Annotated in this window: 16 protein-coding genes; 14 read left to right on the forward strand and 2 right to left on the reverse strand. The window is 67.2% G+C overall.

The window, feature by feature from the left end; translation table 11 throughout:
* The first annotated feature begins 3 nt into the window (after positions 1 to 3).
* From nuoN to PSK12I2_RS0120155, 11 genes are all read left to right on the forward strand, one after another.
* Entirely contained in the window at positions 4 to 1,455 is a 1,452-nt protein-coding gene (gene nuoN, locus PSK12I2_RS0120105; protein ID WP_027599801.1) for an NADH-quinone oxidoreductase subunit NuoN, read from the forward strand.
* Positions 1,456 to 1,605: 150 nt separating this feature from the next.
* On the forward strand, positions 1,606 to 3,639 hold the full coding sequence (locus PSK12I2_RS0120110; RefSeq protein ID WP_177324659.1) for a M13 family metallopeptidase: 2,034 nt from the start codon (positions 1,606 to 1,608) through the stop codon (positions 3,637 to 3,639).
* 73 nt (positions 3,640 to 3,712) lie between these two features.
* Positions 3,713 to 5,383: a bifunctional protein-serine/threonine kinase/phosphatase gene (locus tag PSK12I2_RS0120115; protein ID WP_027599803.1), complete on the forward strand. Its 1,671-nt coding sequence runs from the start codon at positions 3,713 to 3,715 to the stop codon at positions 5,381 to 5,383.
* A gap of 63 nt (positions 5,384 to 5,446) precedes the next feature.
* Complete coding sequence (locus PSK12I2_RS0120120; RefSeq protein ID WP_027599804.1) at positions 5,447 to 6,691, forward strand: nitrate regulatory protein; 1,245 nt, start codon at positions 5,447 to 5,449, stop codon at positions 6,689 to 6,691.
* Positions 6,692 to 6,980: 289 nt separating this feature from the next.
* Positions 6,981 to 8,306, forward strand: coding sequence for a CmpA/NrtA family ABC transporter substrate-binding protein (locus PSK12I2_RS0120125; protein ID WP_027599805.1), 1,326 nt, complete (start codon positions 6,981 to 6,983; stop codon positions 8,304 to 8,306).
* A gap of 29 nt (positions 8,307 to 8,335) precedes the next feature.
* Entirely contained in the window at positions 8,336 to 9,181 is an 846-nt protein-coding gene (gene ntrB / locus PSK12I2_RS0120130) for a nitrate ABC transporter permease (protein WP_017642297.1), read from the forward strand.
* A 12-nt stretch (positions 9,182 to 9,193) separates the two neighbouring features.
* Complete coding sequence (locus tag PSK12I2_RS0120135) at positions 9,194 to 9,994, forward strand: ABC transporter ATP-binding protein (RefSeq protein WP_017642296.1); 801 nt, start codon at positions 9,194 to 9,196, stop codon at positions 9,992 to 9,994.
* A 241-nt stretch (positions 9,995 to 10,235) separates the two neighbouring features.
* A complete protein-coding gene (cobA, locus tag PSK12I2_RS0120140; protein WP_027599806.1) occupies positions 10,236 to 10,982 on the forward strand; it encodes a uroporphyrinogen-III C-methyltransferase in 747 nt (248 codons plus the stop codon).
* Positions 10,983 to 11,043: 61 nt separating this feature from the next.
* Complete coding sequence (locus tag PSK12I2_RS0120145) at positions 11,044 to 12,063, forward strand: ligase-associated DNA damage response exonuclease (RefSeq protein WP_027599807.1); 1,020 nt, start codon at positions 11,044 to 11,046, stop codon at positions 12,061 to 12,063.
* Positions 12,060 to 13,781 (forward strand): ATP-dependent DNA ligase, encoded by a 1,722-nt coding sequence (locus PSK12I2_RS0120150; RefSeq protein WP_027599808.1) that lies wholly within the window; start codon positions 12,060 to 12,062, stop codon positions 13,779 to 13,781. Before PSK12I2_RS0120145 ends, PSK12I2_RS0120150 begins: the two co-directional genes overlap by 4 nt.
* A 3-nt stretch (positions 13,782 to 13,784) precedes the next feature.
* Positions 13,785 to 14,888, forward strand: a complete 1,104-nt coding sequence (locus PSK12I2_RS0120155) for an FUSC family protein (RefSeq protein WP_027599809.1) — start codon at positions 13,785 to 13,787, stop codon at positions 14,886 to 14,888.
* Here the strand turns inward: PSK12I2_RS0120155 and PSK12I2_RS0120160 are convergent.
* A complete protein-coding gene (locus PSK12I2_RS0120160) occupies positions 14,828 to 15,313 on the reverse strand; it encodes a hypothetical protein (protein ID WP_027599810.1) in 486 nt (161 codons plus the stop codon). The genes PSK12I2_RS0120155 and PSK12I2_RS0120160 overlap by 61 nt on opposite strands.
* A gap of 3 nt (positions 15,314 to 15,316) precedes the next feature.
* Positions 15,317 to 15,712, reverse strand: a complete 396-nt coding sequence (locus PSK12I2_RS25110; RefSeq protein ID WP_177324660.1) for a GNAT family N-acetyltransferase — start codon at positions 15,710 to 15,712, stop codon at positions 15,317 to 15,319.
* A 393-nt stretch (positions 15,713 to 16,105) separates the two neighbouring features.
* Between PSK12I2_RS25110 and PSK12I2_RS0120170 the strand changes: the two genes are divergently transcribed.
* The 3 genes from PSK12I2_RS0120170 to PSK12I2_RS0120180 all read left to right on the forward strand — a co-directional run bounded on the left by PSK12I2_RS0120170 (position 16,106) and on the right by PSK12I2_RS0120180 (position 18,435).
* The gene (locus PSK12I2_RS0120170) at positions 16,106 to 16,885 is read left to right on the forward strand and encodes a transporter substrate-binding domain-containing protein (RefSeq protein WP_007158910.1); all 780 of its coding nucleotides are present in this window, start codon (positions 16,106 to 16,108) and stop codon (positions 16,883 to 16,885) included.
* A gap of 102 nt (positions 16,886 to 16,987) precedes the next feature.
* Positions 16,988 to 17,728: an ABC transporter permease gene (locus PSK12I2_RS0120175; RefSeq protein WP_007158911.1), complete on the forward strand. Its 741-nt coding sequence runs from the start codon at positions 16,988 to 16,990 to the stop codon at positions 17,726 to 17,728.
* A complete protein-coding gene (locus PSK12I2_RS0120180) occupies positions 17,725 to 18,435 on the forward strand; it encodes an ABC transporter permease (protein WP_007158912.1) in 711 nt (236 codons plus the stop codon). The genes PSK12I2_RS0120175 and PSK12I2_RS0120180 overlap by 4 nt, the downstream gene beginning before the upstream one ends.
* The last annotated feature ends 19 nt before the right edge of the window (positions 18,436 to 18,454 follow it).

The following is an 18,454-nucleotide window of genomic DNA, read 5'->3' on the forward strand; positions in this document are numbered from 1 at the left end:
GCCATGACCTTTACCTACGAACACTTCATCGCCCTCCTGCCGATCATCATCACCGGCTTCACCGCCGTGGTGGTGATGCTGGGCATCGCCTGGCGGCGGGATCACACCATCATCCCGACCCTGGGCGTGATCGGTCTCAACCTGGCCCTGCTGTCCTGCATTCCGGCTTTGGGCGTCGGCGCCATCGACGTCACCCCGCTGCTGCGCATCGACGGCTTCACCTGCTTCTACATGGCGCTGATCCTGATCGCCACCCTGGCCTGCATGACCCTGTCGCATGCCTACATGGAAGGCTATCCGGGCAATCGCGAAGAGCTGTACCTGCTGCTGCTGATCTCCGCCACCGGCGGCCTGGTGCTGGTGGCGGCGCAGAACGTCGCCGGTCTGTTCATCGGCCTGGAACTGCTGTCGGTACCGGTCTACGGCCTGGTGGCCTACAGCTACTTCAATCGCCGTTCCCTGGAAGCCGGCATGAAGTACCTGGTGCTGTCCGCCGCCGGTTCGGCCATCCTGCTGTTCGGCATGGCCCTGCTCTACGCCCAGTCCGGCAGCCTCAACTTCGCCGACATCGGCATGCAGATGGACGCCCCGGCCAGCACCGGCCTGCTGATGGAAATCGGCCTGGGCATGCTGATCGTCGGTCTCGGCTTCAAGCTGTCCCTGGTGCCCTTCCACCTCTGGACCCCGGACGTCTACGAGGGTGCCCCGGCGCCGGTCGGCGCCTTCCTGGCCACCGCCAGCAAGGTCGCCGTCTTCGCCGTGCTGGTACGGGTGTTCCAGACCATGCCCATGGCCACCGAAGACGGCTGGCTGCACGATGCCATCGCCTTCATCGCCATCGCCTCCATGCTGGTGGGCAACCTGCTGGCGCTGATGCAGAGCAACCTCAAGCGTCTGCTGGGTTACTCCTCCATCTCCCACTTCGGCTACCTGCTGGTGGCAGTGGCCTCGGGCGAAGGCCTGTCGATGGAAGCCGTGGCGGTCTACCTGGTGACCTATGTCTTCACCAGCCTGGGCGCGTTCGGCGTGATCACCCTGATGTCCAGCCCGAGCAACGGCCAGCGTGACGCCGATGCCCTGTTCGAGTACCGCGGCCTGTTCTGGCGCCGTCCGTACCTGACCGCGGCGCTGACGGTGATGATGCTGTCCCTGGCCGGCATCCCGCTCACCGCCGGTTTCATCGGCAAGTTCTACGTCATCACCGTGGGCGTGGAAGCGGGCATGTGGTGGCAGACCGCGGCCATCGTGCTGGGCAGCGCCATCGGCCTGTTCTATTACCTGCGCGTGATGGTCACCCTGTACCTGACCGAGCAGGGCCTGCAGCGCCACGATGCGCCGATGAACTGGGGTCAGCGCGCCGGTGGCGTGATGCTGATCGCCATTTCCATCGCGACCTTCGTCCTCGGCGTCTATCCGCAGCCGCTGCTGCAACTGGCGCAGCTGACGGTGTTCTGATCCAGGACGTCGCCCACGATCCCCGCTTCGGCGGGGATCGTCGTTTCTGGGGTCCGCAAGAGACCCGCCCTTGGCAGGGTCGCGCCCCGACCGCTACCCTCGGCGCCCTACCCTGCTTTTCCTGTCCTTTCCTGGAGACCCTTTTCTCCCATGCCTGCGTTGAAACCCCTCACCCTCGCCATCGGCCTGCTGCTCGGCGGCCAGGCCTTAGCCGCCACTGTCTTCGACGTCACCGAACTGGGTGACCCCGCCACCGCCTGCAGCGACCTCGACACCTTCGTCAACCAGAAGTGGGTCGCCGCCAATCCGATCCCGCCGGACAAGTCGCGCTGGGGTTCCTTCATGGCCCTGGGGGAGAAATCGCTCAACGACCAGCACGCCATCCTGCAGCGGGCGGCCCGCAGGGCCGATCGCGCGGCAGCGGGCTCGGTGGAACAGAAGATCGGCTGGCTGTATCGCTCGGGCATGGACGAGGCCGCCATCGAGCGCGCCGGCTATCGGCCGATCCAGGCGCAACTCGCGGCCATCGACGGATTGCGCACCACAGCCGATGTCGTGAAGTACCTGCAACAGAGCTTCGCCCGCGGCGACATGCAGGTGTTCTCCTTCGGCTCCGGCGCCGACTACCAGAATGCCAAACAGCAGATCGCCTATGCCTACCAGGGCGGCCTGGGCCTGCCGACACCCGACTACTACACCGAAGCCGACTACGCCAAGCTGCGCCAGGCCTATCTGGGCCACATCGCCCGGCTGCTGGTTCTGACTGGCGTACCCAAGGCCAGGGCCGCCGCCCAGGCCGAACTGGTGCTGGCCTTCGAAAGTCGCCTGGCGCGCGCCTCGGTCAAGCCGGTGGAGCTGCGCAATCCGGAAAACCAGTATCACTACCTGAGCTTCGCCGAGGCCAACCAGGTGACGCCGCACTTCGACTGGCAGGCCTTCTTCGCCAGCCAGGGCGTCACCGGCCAGCAGGGCTTTTCGCTGTCCCAGCCGGGCTTCTTCGCCGAATTCGACAGGATGCTGGCGGAGACCCCCGTCGAGCAGTGGCAGGCCTATCTGCGTGCCCATGTGATCGACGACGCCGCGCCGCTGCTGTCCCGACCCTTCCAGCAGGAGAGCTTCGAGTTCAACCAGAAGACCCTGAGCGGCCAGCAGCAGCAGAGCGAGCGCTGGAAGCGGGTGCTGCGCGCGGTCAACGGCGCCATGGGCGAAGGTCTCGGCCAGCTCTATGTGCAGGAGCATTTCTCGCCCCAGGCCAAGGCCCGCGCCCAGGAACTGGTGGACAACGTGATGCTGGCGCTCAAGGCGCGCATCGAGCAGCTCGACTGGATGAGCCCTGAGACCAAGCAGAAGGCGCTGGCCAAGTGGGACAGCTTCCTGCCCAAGATCGGCTATCCAGAGCGCTGGCGTGACTGGAGCGGCCTGAGCCTCCAGCCCCAGGGATTCTATGCCAACCTGGAAGCCGCCTCGCGCTTCAACTACCGGCATGACCTGGACAAGATCGGCAAGCCCACCGACCGCAAGGAATGGGGCATGTATCCGCAGACGGTCAACGCCTACTACAGCCCCACCGACAACACCATCAACTTCCCCGCGGCCATCCTGCAGCCGCCCTTCTTCTATCCGGACGGCGACGACGCCATCAACTACGGCGGCATCGGCGCGGTGATCGGCCACGAGGCCAGCCATGGCTTCGACGACCAGGGCAGCAAGTTCGACGGTGCCGGCAACCAGGTCGACTGGTGGACCCCAGCCGACCGCAAGGCCTTCGAGGCCCGCACCGGCAAGCTGGTGCAGCAATTCGACGGTTATCGGCCGCTGCCGGACCATCCGGAACTGCACGTCAACGGCAAGCTCACCCTGGGCGAGAATATCGGCGACCTCGGCGGCATCAATGCCGCCTATGACGCCCTGCAACTGGCCCTGGCGAAGAAGCCGGAAGAGGCTGCCCGGAAGATCGACGGCTATACCCAGGACCAGCGCTTCTTCCTCAACTGGGCGCGGGTCTGGCGGGGCTCGATCCGTGAAGAGCAGGCGCGCCTGTTCCTCAACACCGATCCCCATGCGCCCATGAGATTCCGTGCCATCGGCGCGCCATCCAACATGCCGGCCTTCGCCCAGGCCTTCAGCTGCAAGGCGGGCGATGCCATGGTCCGGCCGGACGAGCAGCGCGTGGAAATCTGGTGACGGACCGGGGGCGTCGGTCGAGCGGGTATCGCTTTTGCATCGCTCGCCTTCTCTCTCCCCTGGCGCCCCGTCCATGCCCCTAGAACTCGCCTTCGCCGAAGCCACTGCGACCGGTCCGCGCAAGGAAAACCAGGACGCCTTGCGCAGTGTCCAGCCCAGCGCGGCGCTGGCGGCGACCAAGGGGCATCTGTTCGCCCTCGCCGATGGCGTCAGCGGTTGTCCGGACGGTGGCCTGGCGGCGCGCGCCACCCTTCAGGCCCTGGCCCAGGACTACTACTCCACTCCGGAAACCTGGCCGGTGGCCCAGGCGCTGGAACGGCTGCTGCTGGCGCAGAATCGCTGGCTGCAGGCCGCCGGCAATGGCCAGCCACTGCTGACCACCCTCACCGCCCTGGTGATCCGCGGCCGGCGCTACACCCTGGCCCATGTCGGCGATTGCCGCGCCTATCGCTGGCACGGCGAACGGCTGACCTGTCTCACCGTCGACCACGTCTGGCAGCAGGCCGGCATGCAGCATGTGCTGACCCGCGCCCTGGGGCTGGAAAACCACCTGGTGGTGGATTTTCGCGAAGGCGAGCTGGAAGCCGGCGAAACCCTGCTGCTGGTAAGCGATGGGGTCTGGGCCGCGCTGGGCGAAGACAGCATGAGGCGCATCCTCGTCGACGGCGTCAGCGATCTGGACGCGACCGCCCAGGCGCTGGTGGCTGGCGCCCTGCATGCCGGCGGCCAGGACAATGCCAGCGCACTGCTGGTGCGGGTCGATCGCCTGCCGGACATCTCCCTGGCCGATACCCTGGCCAATGCCGACACCTGGCCGCCGCTGCCCGCCCTGAAGCCCGGCCAGGCCTTCGAAGGCTGGACGGTGGTGGAGCGCCTGGCCGAGTCGCGGCAATCGCTGCTCTACCGGGTCACCGACGAGGGTGGCCGCCCCTGGCTGCTCAAGACCCTCCCCGCGGCGCTGCAATTCGACACCCTGGCCGGTCATGCCCTGCTCATGGAGGAGTGGTTCCTGCGGCGCGTCGCCGGCCGCGCCTTCGTCGAGGTGCATCCGCTGCCACGGCGCGCCCACCTCTATTTCGTGCAGCGCGAATATCCGGGGCGCACCCTGGCGCAACAGCTGACCAGCGACGGGCCCCTGGCCCTGGCCGACTGGCTGGACGTCGCCTCGCGCCTGTTGCGTGCGCTCGGCCAGTTGCACAGACGCAACATCCTTCACCGCGACATCAAGCCGGACAATCTGCACCGCGGCCAGGATGGTGAACTGCGCCTGCTGGACTTCGGCCTGGCCTACTGTCCGCAACTGTCCCAGGATCTGCAGGACAGTCCGGGCACCCCCAGCTACCGGGCGCCGGAATCCTTCGAAGGTGCCGAGCCGAGTCCCGCCCAGGATCTCTATGCGGCCGGGGTGACCCTCTATCAGCTGCTGACCGGTGCTTATCCCTACGGCGAGGTGGAGCCCTTCCAGCGCCCACGCTTCGGCACGCCGGCCAGCGCCCTGCGCCGGCGTCCGGATGTACCGGCCTGGCTCGACGACTGGCTGCAGCGGGCCGTGGCGGTCGACCCCGCCGAGCGCTTCGAAACCGCGGAAGAAGCCCTGCTGCTACTGGAGCAGGGCGAGCGGCAACCGCCGGTCCGCGCCCTGCCGCTGCTGCACCGCGATCCGCTGCGCACCTGGCAGGTGGTCGCGACCCTGTCGCTTCTGGCCAACCTGGTGCTCGTGCTGTTGTGGCTCTATCGCCACTGAGGCGTCCCGGTCTGGAGCAGCTTTTGCAGGCCAGTGGCCAGCCTCCTGCTCGAGTCTCGCCCCATGTCCGATCGCCAGATGCCCCCTGCCCTGCGTTTCATGCTGGCGGCCCGCCGTTGCGAACTGCAGCAACTGGAGGGTCTTGCCCTGACCTGCGAGCTGGTGGAGGTCGCTAGCGCGCTGGTACATGACCTGCAGCGCGAGCGCGGCTTCAGCAATATCCTGCTGGGGACGGGCAGCGATCGCTATCGCGGCGCCCTGGAACGGCATTCGGCGACGACGCGCTGCAGCGAGACGCGTCTGCGCGAAGGCCTGGACACCTTCGACGCCAGCCTGGCCCAGGATCGCCCGCGCCTGCTCAACCGCATCGCCTGTGTCCTGCACCTGCTCGATGGCCTGCCGGGTCTGAGGCGCGGCGTGCTCGACCGGCGCCTGGGAATGGAAGAGGCCACCGCGGCCTTCTCGCACCTGATCGGCGGCTTGCTGGCGGTCATCTTCGAGGCGGCCGACACGGCGAGCGACCCGGGTCTCAGCCGGGCCCTGGTGGCGCTGTTCAACTTCATGCAGGGCAAGGAACTGGCGGGCCAGGCCCGGGCGACCGGCGTGGTCGGCTTCGCCCAGGGTCATTTCGATGCCGTGCTGCTGGCCCGTCTCGACGACCTGGACAGTGGCCAGGCCCGTTGCTTCGCCGGTTTCCTCGATCATGCCGATCCCCAGGCCCTGGTCCTCTGGCACGGGGTGCAGGAGTGCGCCTCGCGGCCGCAGATCGAACGGCTGCGCGGCGTCGCCCAGCGCACCTCGGCGAGTGCCCAGGTGGAGCCGGCGCTGGCCGAACTCTGGTTCGAACTCAATACCCGCCGCCTGGACGCCATGCAGGGGGTCGCCCAGCACCTGGTCCTGGAACTCCGCGCGCGCTGTGCGAAGAGCATCGCCCAGGCCCGGGCGGACCTGGACAGCCATCGCAAGCTGTCCCGCCGCCTGGCCGAGCTCGACCGCGAGCCGAGCACGCCGCTGCTGTTCAGCCTGACCGCCAATCCGCTGGGTGAAGCCCGGCCAGGCGAAGGTCAGCCCGGCATCCTCGAATTGCTGCACGAGCAGACCCGACGCCTGCATGAGGTGGAGGCGGAGCTGCAGGAAACCCGCCGCTCCCTGGTCGAGCGCAAGCTGCTGGAGCGCGCCAAGCAGCAGCTCATGCAGCAACTGCAACTGCCGGAGGCGGACGCCCACCAGCATCTGCAGCGGCTGGCGATGCGCAGCGGCCGGCCGCTGCCCGAGCTGGTCCGGCAGCTACTCGGCCAGGAGCCCTAGGTCGGCACTATTCATCGATCAGTATTGGCCATCGTGCTGCCCGGGCCCGTTCGGCACCCTCCATGCGCTGCCAGGGCGCACCCTGGCAGAGAAACGCCCCCTGACTGTGCGCCCAAGACCCGCAAAGGCCTGGATCGCCCGGGATTCCGGGCTTGGCACAGTCCCTGCAAAAGTCCTGGCGAGCGCCTCGCGCTCCCACAGCAATCCCCGGACGAAGGTGTCCACGCTCGCAGCCCAAGCCTGCCGAGAGTGGATGCCTTTTTTTGTGCCCGCGAAATAAGGAAGGACGATGGACGACAGCTCGCGTAACGATGACCAGGCCGGTCGCGGACTCCCCCGCCGCAGTTTCCTCAAGCAGTCGCTCGGGGTACTGGGCGCTGGCGCCGCGCTCACGCTGCTGCCACCCGGGCTGAGGTCCGCCGCCTGGGCCTCCGGCAGCGATGCCGTGGAGACGACCAAGGCCAAACTGGGCTTCATCGCCCTCACCGATGCCGCGCCGCTGTTCGTCGCCGACGAACTGGGGCTGTTCGCCAAGCACGGCATGACCGAGGTGGAGGTGCTCAAGCAATCCTCCTGGGGCACCACCCGCGACAACCTGGTGCTGGGCTCGGCGGCCAATGGCATCGACGGCGCCCACATCCTCACCCCCATGGTCTATCACCTGGCCTCCGGCAAGATCACCCCCAACGGCCAGCCGCTGCCCATGGCGCTGCTGGCACGGCTGAACGTCGACGGCCAAGGCATCTCCCTGTCAAACGACTACAAGGAGCAAAAGGTCGGCCTAGACGCCAGCGGCTTCAAGACCGCCCTGGCCGCGCGCCAGGCCGCTGGCAAGAAGACCTCGGCCGCCATGACCTTCCCAGGCGGCACCCATGATCTGTGGATTCGCTACTGGCTGGCGGCCAACGGTATCGACCCGAACAAGGACATCACCACCCTGGTGGTGCCCCCGGCGCAGATGGTCGCCAACATGAAGGTCGGCAACATGGACACCTTCTGCGTCGGCGAGCCCTGGAACGCCCAGCTGATCAAGCAGAACATCGGCTACAGCGCCCTGACCACCGGCGAGCTCTGGGCCAATCACCCCGAGAAGGCCCTGGCCCTGCGCGGCGACTATGTCCAGGCCAATCCCAAGGCCACCGTGGCGCTGCTCAAGGCGGTACTGGAGGCCCAGCAATACTGCGACGTGGCGGCGAACAAGCCGAAGGTCGCCGAGATCTGCGCCAAGCGGCGCTGGATCGGCGCGCCCGCCGAGGACGTGGTCGGCCGCCTGCAGGGCACCTTCGACTACGGTACCGGCCGGGTGGTGCAGAACAGTCCGCACCTGATGAAGTTCTGGAACGAGCATGCCTCCTTCCCCTACCAGAGCCACGACCTCTGGTTCATTACCGAGAACCAGCGCTGGGGCTATCTACCCGGCGACCTGGATGCCCAGGGCCTGATCGCCAAGGTCAACCGCGCCGATCTCTGGCGCGAAGCGGCGGCGGCCATTGGTGTCCCGGCCGGCGACATTCCCGCCGGCAACTCGCGCGGCAAGGAAAGCTTCTTCGACGGCAAGGTGTTTGACCCCGCCGATCCCAAGGCCTATCTCGCCAGCCTGACGCTCAAGGCCTAACGTCCACCATCCCTCAAGGAGTGCCGCCGATGAACGCCCACACCCGGCCGCCCAAGGCCCTCGCGACCTTTCGTCCGCAAACCCGTCTGCGTCGCTTCGGCCAGCAGGTGCTGCGCAATGGCCTGCCACCGCTGGTGGTGGGCGCCCTGCTGCTGATCGTCTGGCAACTGCTGTGCAGTCGCCCCGGCGCGGCCCTGCCGCCGCCGAGCCAGGTGGTCAACGACACCTGGGAGCTGATCACCCAGCCCTTCTACGACAACGGCGGCAATGACGTGGGCATGGCCTGGCAACTGCTGGCCAGCCTCGAACGCGTCGCCTACGGCTACCTGATGGCCGCCGTGGTGGGTATCGCCCTGGGCGTGCTGGTGGGCCAGTCGGCCTGGGCCATGCGCGGCCTCGATCCGCTGTTCCAGGTCCTGCGCACCGTGCCGCCACTGGCCTGGCTGCCGCTGTCCCTGGCCGGCTTCAAGGACAGCCACCCCTCGGCGCTGTTCGTCATCTTCATCACCGCCATCTGGCCGATCATCATCAATACCTCGGTAGGCATCCGCAACATCCCCGAGGACTACCGCAACGTGGCGCGCGTCCTGCGCCTGAATGGCTGGGAATACTTCCAGAAGATCATGCTGCCGGCCGCCGCGCCCTACATCTTCTCCGGCCTGCGCATCGGCGTGGGCCTGTCGTGGCTGGCCATCATCGCCGCCGAGATGCTGATCGGTGGCGTGGGCATCGGCTTCTTCATCTGGGATGCCTGGAACGCCTCGCGCATCAGCGACATCATCCTGGCGCTGGTCTACGTCGGCGTCATCGGCTTCCTGCTCGACCGGCTGGTGGCCCTCATCGGCCGGCTGGTCACCCGCGGCACCGCGAACTAGAGGACTCCCACCATGGCCCAGCCCTACCTGAGCATCGAGCACGTCGACAAGAGCTTCACCCGCAACGGCCTGACCTCCACGGTGCTGCGCGACGTCAACCTCAAGATCGAACGCGGCGAGTACATCTCCATCATCGGCCACTCCGGCTGCGGCAAGTCGACGGTGCTCAACATCGTCGCCGGCCTGATCGAACCCACCTCCGGCTCCATCCTGCTGGAGAACCGCGAGGTCCGCGGTCCTGGTCCGGAGCGCAGCCTGGTGTTCCAGAACCACTCGCTGCTGCCCTGGCTGACGGTCTACGAGAACGTCGCCCTAGCGGTGGACAAGGTGTTCAGGGGCGCCAAGAGCAAGGCCGAGCGCCATGCCTGGACGCTGCACAACCTGGAAATGGTCAACATGAGCCATGCCCTGCACAAAAGACCCAGCGAGATTTCCGGTGGCATGAAGCAGCGGGTCGGCATCGCCCGGGCCCTGGCCATGGAGCCCAAGGTGCTCTTGCTGGACGAGCCCTTCGGCGCCCTGGACGCCCTCACCCGGGCGCATCTGCAGGATGAGGTGATGCGCATCCAGAGCGAATTGCGCAACACCGTGATGATGATCACCCACGACGTGGACGAGGCGGTGCTGCTCTCGGATCGCATCGTCATGATGACCAACGGCCCGGCGGCCACCATCGGCGAGATCCTCACCATCGACCTGCCGCGGCCGCGCGATCGCATCACCCTGGTCGACGATCCCCGCTACAACGGCTATCGCCACGCGGTGCTGAGCTTCCTCTACGAGAAGCACAGCCACCCCGGTGCCGTAGCCTGACCATTCGCACCGTTTCAAGGCAACACGCCTCGAAACGGGGCGATTTTACGGTCTCCCGGGCGCGCAAACCCAGGGTTTGTCTCGCAGGGGCAACTGGCACGAAGCCTGCAAATCCTCAGACAACATAGGTCTTTCTTCAACGGCGAGGAAAGACCCTCCGGACAAAGGCGTCCCAGCTGCTTGCAGCGGGACGCCTTTTTTTTGCGTTACAGTCGCCACCCTGGATACGAGAGGTCACTACATGAGCGGGAAAGTCTGGTTGATCGGTGCCGGCCCCGGCGATCCCGAATTGCTGACCCTCAAGGCCGTGCGCGCCCTGGCCGAGGCCGAGGTGGTGATGATCGATGATCTGGTCAATCCGGCGGTGCTCGAACACTGCCCGAACGCCCGGGTGATCCGCGTCGGCAAGCGCGGCGGTTGCCGCTCCACGCCCCAGGCCTTCATCCATCGACTGATGTTGCGCTATGCCCGCCAGGGCCGTTGCGTGGCCCGGCTCAAGGGCGGCGATCCCTGCATCTTCGGTCGCGCCGGCGAGGAAGCCGAATGGCTGGCCGCCCGTGGCGTCAGCAGCGAGATCGTCAACGGCATCACCGCCGGCCTGGCCGGCGCCACCGCCTGCGGCATCTCCCTGACCCTGAGAGGCGTGGCCCGGGGCGTGACCCTGGTCACCGCCCACACCCAGGACGACAGCGCGCCCAATTGGCCGGCCCTGGCCGCCACCGGCACCACCCTGGTGGTCTACATGGGCGTGGCGCGCCTGGCCGAGATCCAGCAGGGCCTGCTGGACGGCGGTCTGGCCCTGACCACCCCGGTGGCCATGATCGAGAACGCCTCCCTGCCCAGCCAGCGCGAGTGCCGCTCGACCCTGCAGGATCTGCAGGTGGACGCCGCCCTCTTCCAGCTGCGCAGCCCGGCGATCCTGGTGATCGGCGAGGTGGTCGGCCAAGCCGCCCTGCAACAGGCCCTGAGCTTCGCCGCCCAGGCCTGAGCGGCGAACTCCGGAGCCCAGCCGCCGTTCCTATGGGTAATCCCCCAGCAGAGCGGCGCCCATGGACCTCGTCATCGCTCGCCCGGACGGCCTCTACTGCCCGCCCGGCGACTTCTACATCGATCCCTGGCATCCGGTGGAACGTTCGGTCATCACCCACGGCCACGGTGACCATGCCCGGGTAGGCAACGGTTACTATCTCGCCACCTCGGCCAGTGCCGGCATCCTGCGCGCCCGGCTCGGTGCCGACATCAACCTCCAGACCCTGGAGTACGGCGAGGTCATCGACCACCACGGGGTCAGGCTGAGCTTCCATCCGGCCGGCCATGTGCTGGGGTCGGCCCAGGTGCGTCTGGAATACCGTGGCGAGGTCTGGGTCGCCTCGGGCGACTACAAGGTCGAACCCGATGGCACCTGCACCCCCTTCGAGCCGGTGCGCTGCCATACCTTCATCACCGAATCCACCTTTGGCCTGCCGATCTATCGTTGGCGACCCCAGGCCGAGATCTTCGCCGAGGTCAACCAATGGTGGCGCGCCAACCAGGCCCAGGGGCTGGCCAGCGTGCTCTACAGCTATGCCTTCGGCAAGGCGCAACGCCTGCTGCACGGCCTCGATCCGGAGATCGGCCCCATCCTCGCCCATGGCGCGGTGGAGCCCCTCAACCGGGTCTATCGCGAGGCCGGCATCCGCATTCCCGAGACCCACTACGCCGGTGATTTCAAGAAGAGCGATCCCACGTTGCGCCAGGCGCTGATCATCGCCCCGCCCTCGGCCGGGGGCAGTACCTGGATCCGCCGCTTCGGCGAGCACAGCGACGCCTTCGCCAGCGGCTGGATGATGCTGCGCGGCACCCGCCGCCGACGCGGCGTGGATCGCGGCTTCGTGCTCTCCGACCACGCCGACTGGCCGGGCCTGCTGTGGGCCATCGAGCAGACCGGCGCCGAGCGGGTGATGGTCACCCATGGCTCGGTCGCCACCCTGGTGCGCTACCTGCGCGACCAGGGGCTGGACGCCCAGGGCTTCACCACCGAATACGGTGAGGAAGACGACACCCCCGTCGCTGCGGAGGCCCAGGCATGAAGGCCTTCGCCGAACTCTACGGACGTCTCGACGCCACCACCTCCAGCAATGCCAAGCTCGCGGCCCTGGTGGACTACTTCGGCAGCGCCCCGGCCGCCGATGCCGCCTGGGCGGTGTACTTCCTCGCCGGCGGCCGCCCCCGTCGGCTGGTGCCGACCCGGCAGCTGCGCGAATTGACCATGGCCCTCTCCGGCCTGCCCGAGTGGCTGTTCGAAGAGAGCTACCAGGCGGTGGGTGACCTGGCGGAGACCATGGCCCTGCTGATTCCCACCGCCGATGCCGCCAATGCCGAGGGCCTGGCCTTCTGGCTGGAGGAGTACCTGCTGCCCCTGCGCGGCCTGCCTCCGGAGGAGCTGGCCGAGCGCCTGCCGCCACTGTGGGGCCAGCTGGATCGGCAGAGTCTGATGGTCTGCATCAAGCTGATCACCGGCGAATTCCGTGTCGGTGTCTCCAAGCTGCTGGTGACCCGGGCCCTGGCCACCCTGGCGGATCTGGATCCCAAGCGCGTCGCCCAGCGCCTGGTGGGCTATACCGATCTCTCCCACCGTCCCACCGCCGAGGGCTATGCCCGCCTGGTCGCCCCGGAAAGTCCGGACGAGCACGCCCAGCGCGGCGGCCAGCCCTATCCCTTCTTTCTCGCCCACGCCCTGCAACTGCCGGTGGAGCAGTTCGAGGCGCAACTGGGGCCGGCCGAGGACTGGCAGGTGGAATGGAAGTGGGATGGCATCCGCGCCCAGCTGGTCAAGCGCGACGGTCGGCTGTGGATCTGGTCGCGGGGCGAAGACCTGGTCACCGATCGTTTTCCCGAATTGCATCCCCTCGCGGAAGCGCTGCCCGATGGCACCGTGATCGACGGCGAGATCGTGGTCTGGAAGGAAGACGCCGCGCCCGACACCCTGCTCAGCAGCGAAGAGGTGAACGAGCAGCAGGATGGCCGCGATCCGGCCGCGCCCATCCCCTTCGGCGTGCAACCCTTCGCCCTGCTGCAGCAACGCATCGGCCGCAAGACCCTGGGCAAGAAGATTCTCGAAGACGTGCCGGTCATCCTGCTGGCCTACGACCTGCTGGAATGGCAGGGCCACGACCTGCGCAGCCAGCCGCAACGCCAGCGCCGCGCCGAGCTGGAGCAAGTGGTGGCCCGTTGCGCCAGCCCGCTGCTGAGACCCTCGCCGCTGCTGCACGGGCGCGACTGGCAGGATCTCGCCCGCCAGCGCGAGGCCTCCCGCACCCTGGGCGTCGAAGGCATGATGCTCAAGGCCCAGGATTCGCTCTATGGCGTCGGTCGTACCAAGGACATGGGCACCTGGTGGAAGTGGAAGGTCGATCCCTTCTCGGTGGATGCGGTGCTCATCTATGCCCAGCGCGGCCACGGGCGACGCGCCAGTCTCTATTCCGACTACACCTTCGCCGTCTGGGACGGTCCGCCGGAGAGCAGCGAACGCACCCTGGTGCCCTTTGCCAAGGCCTATTCGGGTCTGACCGACGAAGAGATGCGCAAGGTCGACGCCATCGTCCGGCGCACCACGGTGGAGAAGTTCGGCCCGGTGCGCAGCGTCGAGCCGACCCTGGTGTTCGAACTGGGCTTCGAGGGCATCGCCCTGTCCAAGCGCCACAAGAGCGGCGTCGCGGTGCGCTTTCCGCGCATGCTGCGCTGGCGCCACGACAAGCCGGTGGCCGAAGCCGATACCCTCGACATCTTGCAGAATCTGCTGGCCTAGCCCATGGCCGGTCAGACCGCGCCGCCGATCGCCGATGGCGCCATAGGGGCCCCGCGGGAACCGCGCTGGGCCCTGGCGCTGGCCTGCCTGCCGGCGTTGGCGATCATCCTGCTCGCCGGCGGCTGGACGGGTGCCTGGCTGCCCTGCGTGGTGGCCCTGGGCGGCGCCTATACCGTCGGCTTCGGCGCCTACAAGAGCTTTGCCGCCGAACCCCTGGCACCGATGCTGGTGGCGGCGCTGGGGATGGCCTTTTCCGCCGTGGTCGGCTCCCTGCTAGGTCATCAGCTGCCGGCGCTGGTCCTGGCCGGTGCCCTCTGGGCCGCCTGCTGTGCCTGGCTGTTCGCCGTTGGCAACGGTCCCTGGTGGATCACCCAGCAATGGACGGTGGCCCTGCTGGTGGCCGGTGGCTTTCCCGGTGACCTGCAGCAGGCGCTGTTGCGGGGCGGCCTGGTGCTGGGCGGCGGGCTGCTGCAACTGGTGCTCTTCGCCCTGATGCAAAAGGCGCTCTACCGCTCCCAGTGGCGGCTGCGCACCGGCTACCTGAGGGCCCACCTCCACGAGGTCGTGGTGCTGTTCGAGGACAGGTTTCGCCTCGGCCGCTACGGCTTCTATGCCGCCGCCGTGGTCGCTCTCTGCCAGACCCTGACCGGCCTGCTGGAGTACGGTCACGGCTACTGGGCGCCCATGACCGCGCTGCTGGTGCTCAAGCCGCGCCTGGGCGACACCTGGCGGCGCGGCCTCGGCCGGTTGGGGGGCACCCTGGCCGGTTGCCTGCTGGCGGGCGCGGTGGTCTGGCTCGATGACACCCCCGCCGTCCTGGCCGGCGCTTGCCTGCTGTGCGCGGCGGGCGCCTATCTATTGCAGGACGGGCGCTATTCGCTGCAGACGCTGTTCATCACCGGCACCACGGTACTGATGGTCGGCCTGGCCGGCGCGCCCGAGGCCAGCATCGCCCGCGAACGGATCGGCAGCACCCTGCTCGGCGGCGCGGTCGCCCTGCTCTTTCTGGCGCTGGAGGCCGGCGTCGAACAGGGACTCGCCCGCCTTCAACGGCGACGTCGGTTGCGCCAGGCGAACACCAGCAACCCCAGCAAGGCGCCCAGGTAGCTGCCATCGTGCATCCAGGCCGCCAGCAGGAAACCACGACGATCCTGCACACAGGCCGGCACCTGCAGGACGCTGCCCAGCTCCAGGGCGAGCCAACCCAGGCCCAGGCCCAGCAGGGCGCAGCCCAGTGCGCCGAGCAGCACGGCCGCGCTGCCGCGCCAGAGATAGCGGTCACCGGCAGGCCGCCCGCGGGCGAGCCAGAGCAGCGCCAGGCCCAGCGGCAGTCCGGCCACCGCGCCGGCCTGCAGGCCGACCCTGGCCGCTCGCCAATGAGGCGCCAGCGCCGTGTCGAGCAGGCCGAATTGCGGAAATTTCAGGCAGGTGAAGTAATCCGGACCCAGGCCATAGCTGACCTGATCATGCAGCGCCCCATAGAGGGCGGCCAGGGCGATCAGCGCCAGTAGCCTGCCCAGGCCTCGCGCCACCGGCTAGCCCAATGCCTTGTGGTAGCTGTGCAGGCCTGTCCCCAGCGGTCGCGGCAGAAAGCCGCAGTGCTGGTACCCACAGCGTTCATAGAAGGCTGCGCTCTGGGCAGTACGCAGATAGGCCACCTGGGCCCCCAGGGCGCGAGCTTCGACTTCCGCCCGCTGCAAGAGCTGCCGCCCTAATCCCCGCTGACGATGCCGCTCTTCGACCCAGAGCACCTCGATCTCCAGACCCTGCCAGAACACGCGACCCGAGAGGCCAGCAATGACCTTGGAATCCTCGACGACGACCAATCGGAGCGGGATATCGGCCGACTCCTCGGCCAACTGTGGATGCTGGGCGCTGACGAAAGCCTGAAAACCGCGGGCGACCGCCGCAGCCTGATCAACCGTCGCCACTTGGATATCGCCTGGTACCACAGCTTCTCCCTGAAAGGTCATCTCGCCTCGCTCCCGTTTCCTTTGCACACAGCCGCACGCCGCTATTGCTACCGAGCAGATACGATGTCTTATCGAATTGGGTCTTCTGCTACCTTTTTGCCCACCTTTGGCGCACGCGTGTCTTTTTAGACCCAAAGCAGTGCGTTCGTCCGCCACGGGCAGGAAAGCCGCGCCTTTCCGGTGCATAATGCGCGCCGCTTGGCTGGGTCGGCTGCTACAGGATGTAACCAACGCGGCAACCGCGTACAGATTTGGGACGATCTTCGCCGACTGGTAAGCTTATTGCTCCCGCGAGGGCACGGGCGTCGTACTGGCGCCATGATTTCATCCACATTCGCACTAGGATCCGACATGAAAAAAAGCTGGCTGACTCTCTCTGCGCTCGCCCTGTGTCTGGCCGCCGGTTCGGCGATGGCCAAGGAATGGAAAGAGATCCGCTTCGGTGTGGATACCACCTATCCGCCCTTCGAATCCCAGGCCGCCGATGGCAGCTTCGTCGGCTTCGACATCGAGCTGGGCAACGCCATCTGCGAAAAGCTGGAAGTGAAGTGCAAGTGGGTGGTGAGTGACTTCGACGGCCTGATCCCCGGCCTGCGCGCGCGCAAGTTCGATGGCATCCTGTCCTCGCTGACCAAGACCCCGGCGCGTGCCGAGCAGATCGACTTCTCCGACCTGCTGTGGTCGGGTCCCTCCTCCATGGTCACCAAGGAAGGCGCCAACCTGCAGGCCACCGCGGAAAGCCTGAAGGGCAAGACCGTCGGCGTGCAGCAGGGCACTATCCAGGAAACCTTCGCCAAGCAGAAGCTGGCGCCCAACGGCGTCAACGTCCAGAGCTACCAGAACCAGGATCAGGTGTATGCCGACCTGGTGTCCGGTCGTATCGACGTCGCCATGCAGGACATGCTGCAGGCCGAAGGTGGCTTCATGAAGTCGCCCCAGGGCAAGGGCTACACCAACACCGCCATCCACGACGAGCTGCTGCCGGCCGATACCGCCATCGGTATCCGCAAGGGCAACGACGAGTTCAAGACCTTCGTCAACAAGGGCATCGCGGCCATCCACGCCGACGGCACCTACGACAAGATCCAGAAGAAGTACTTCGGCGACCTGAACCTCTACGATCCCAAGTAAGGTCGGTTCGGCAGACGCCCCCGGTGCCACCGGGGGCGTTTTACGTATGACCGTTGGCGCCCGTGGCGCCCGCGGCCTCACCAGGCGATTCTCCCAAGACGCATGCAGCAGAATTCCTTCGACTCCTTCTTGCAGTCCATCGGACTGGGCACGCTCAGCCTGCATGGCTACGGCCCGCTGATCCTGGAAGGCACCCTGACGACCCTCAAGCTCGCCGGCTTCGCGCTGATCGTGGCGGTCATCCTCGGCCTGCTCGGCGCCTCGGCCAAGCTGTCGCGCCTCGCACCCCTGCGCTTCATCGCCCAGAGCTACACCACCCTGATCCGGGGCGTGCCCGATCTGGTGCTGATGCTGCTGATCTTCTACAGCCTGCAGAACTGGCTGGGCGCCCTCACCGACTACATGGGCTGGGACTACATCGACATCGATCCCATGGCCGCCGGTATCGCCACCCTCGGCTTCATCTATGGCGCCTACTTCACCGAGACCTTTCGCGGCGCCATCCTCGCGGTGCCGCGCGGCCAGGGCGAAGCGGCCCTGGCCTACGGCCTGACCCGCTGGCAGACCTTCACCCTGATCACCTTTCCGCAGATGATGAGATTCGCCCTGCCCGGCATCGGCAACAACTGGCAGGTGCTGCTCAAGGCCACCGCGCTGGTCTCCATCATCGGCCTGGCCGATCTGGTCCGCGCCTCCCAGGAGGCCGGCAAGGGCACCTTCAAGCTGTTCTACTTCCTGATCGTCGCCGGCGTCATCTATCTGCTCATCACCGCCGTGACCAACGCCATCCTCGGGGCGCTGGAACGGCGCTACCACGTCGGCGTGCGGGAGGCCAAGCGATGATCGAACTCCTGCAGCAATACTGGAAACCGCTGCTGTGGACCGACGGCTACCACATCACCGGCCTGGCCATGACCCTCTGGCTGCTGGTGGCCTCGGTGGTGATCGGCTTCATCGTCTCGGTGCCGCTGTCGGTAGCCCGGGTTTCGGAGCGCCGCTGGCTGCGCTGGCCGATCGGCTTCTATACCTACGTCTTCCGTGGCACCCCGCTCTATCTGCAGCTGCTGATCTGCTACACCGGCATCTACAGCCTGGGCTTCGTGCGTGACCAGCCGATGCTGGGCAGTTTCTTTCGCGACGGCCTGAATTGCACCATCCTGGCCTTCGCCCTGAACACCTGCGCCTACACCACCGAGATCTTCGCCGGGGCCATCCGCAACACGCCCCATGGCGAGGTCGAGGCGGCCAAGGCCTATGGGCTGGACGGCTGGCGCCTCTATGTGCACGTGATCCTGCCCTCGGCGCTGCGCCGTTCGCTGCCGTTCTACAGCAACGAGGTCATCATGATGCTGCACTCCACCACCCTGGCCTTTACCGCCACGGTGCCGGACCTGCTCAAGATCGCCCGCGACGCCAACACCGCCACCTTCCTGACCTTCCAGGCCTTCGGCCTGGCCGCGTTGCTGTACCTGGCGGTGTCCTTCATCCTGATCGGCCTGTTCCGCCTGGCGGAGCGCCGCTGGCTGGCCTTCCTCGGCCCGACCCACTGACCCAAGCGGCCGCGCCCGG

Source organism: Pseudomonas sp. MOIL14HWK12:I2 (assembly GCF_000510745.1).
In the GTDB taxonomy this organism is placed as follows: domain Bacteria; phylum Pseudomonadota; class Gammaproteobacteria; order Pseudomonadales; family Pseudomonadaceae; genus Chryseomonas; species Chryseomonas oryzihabitans.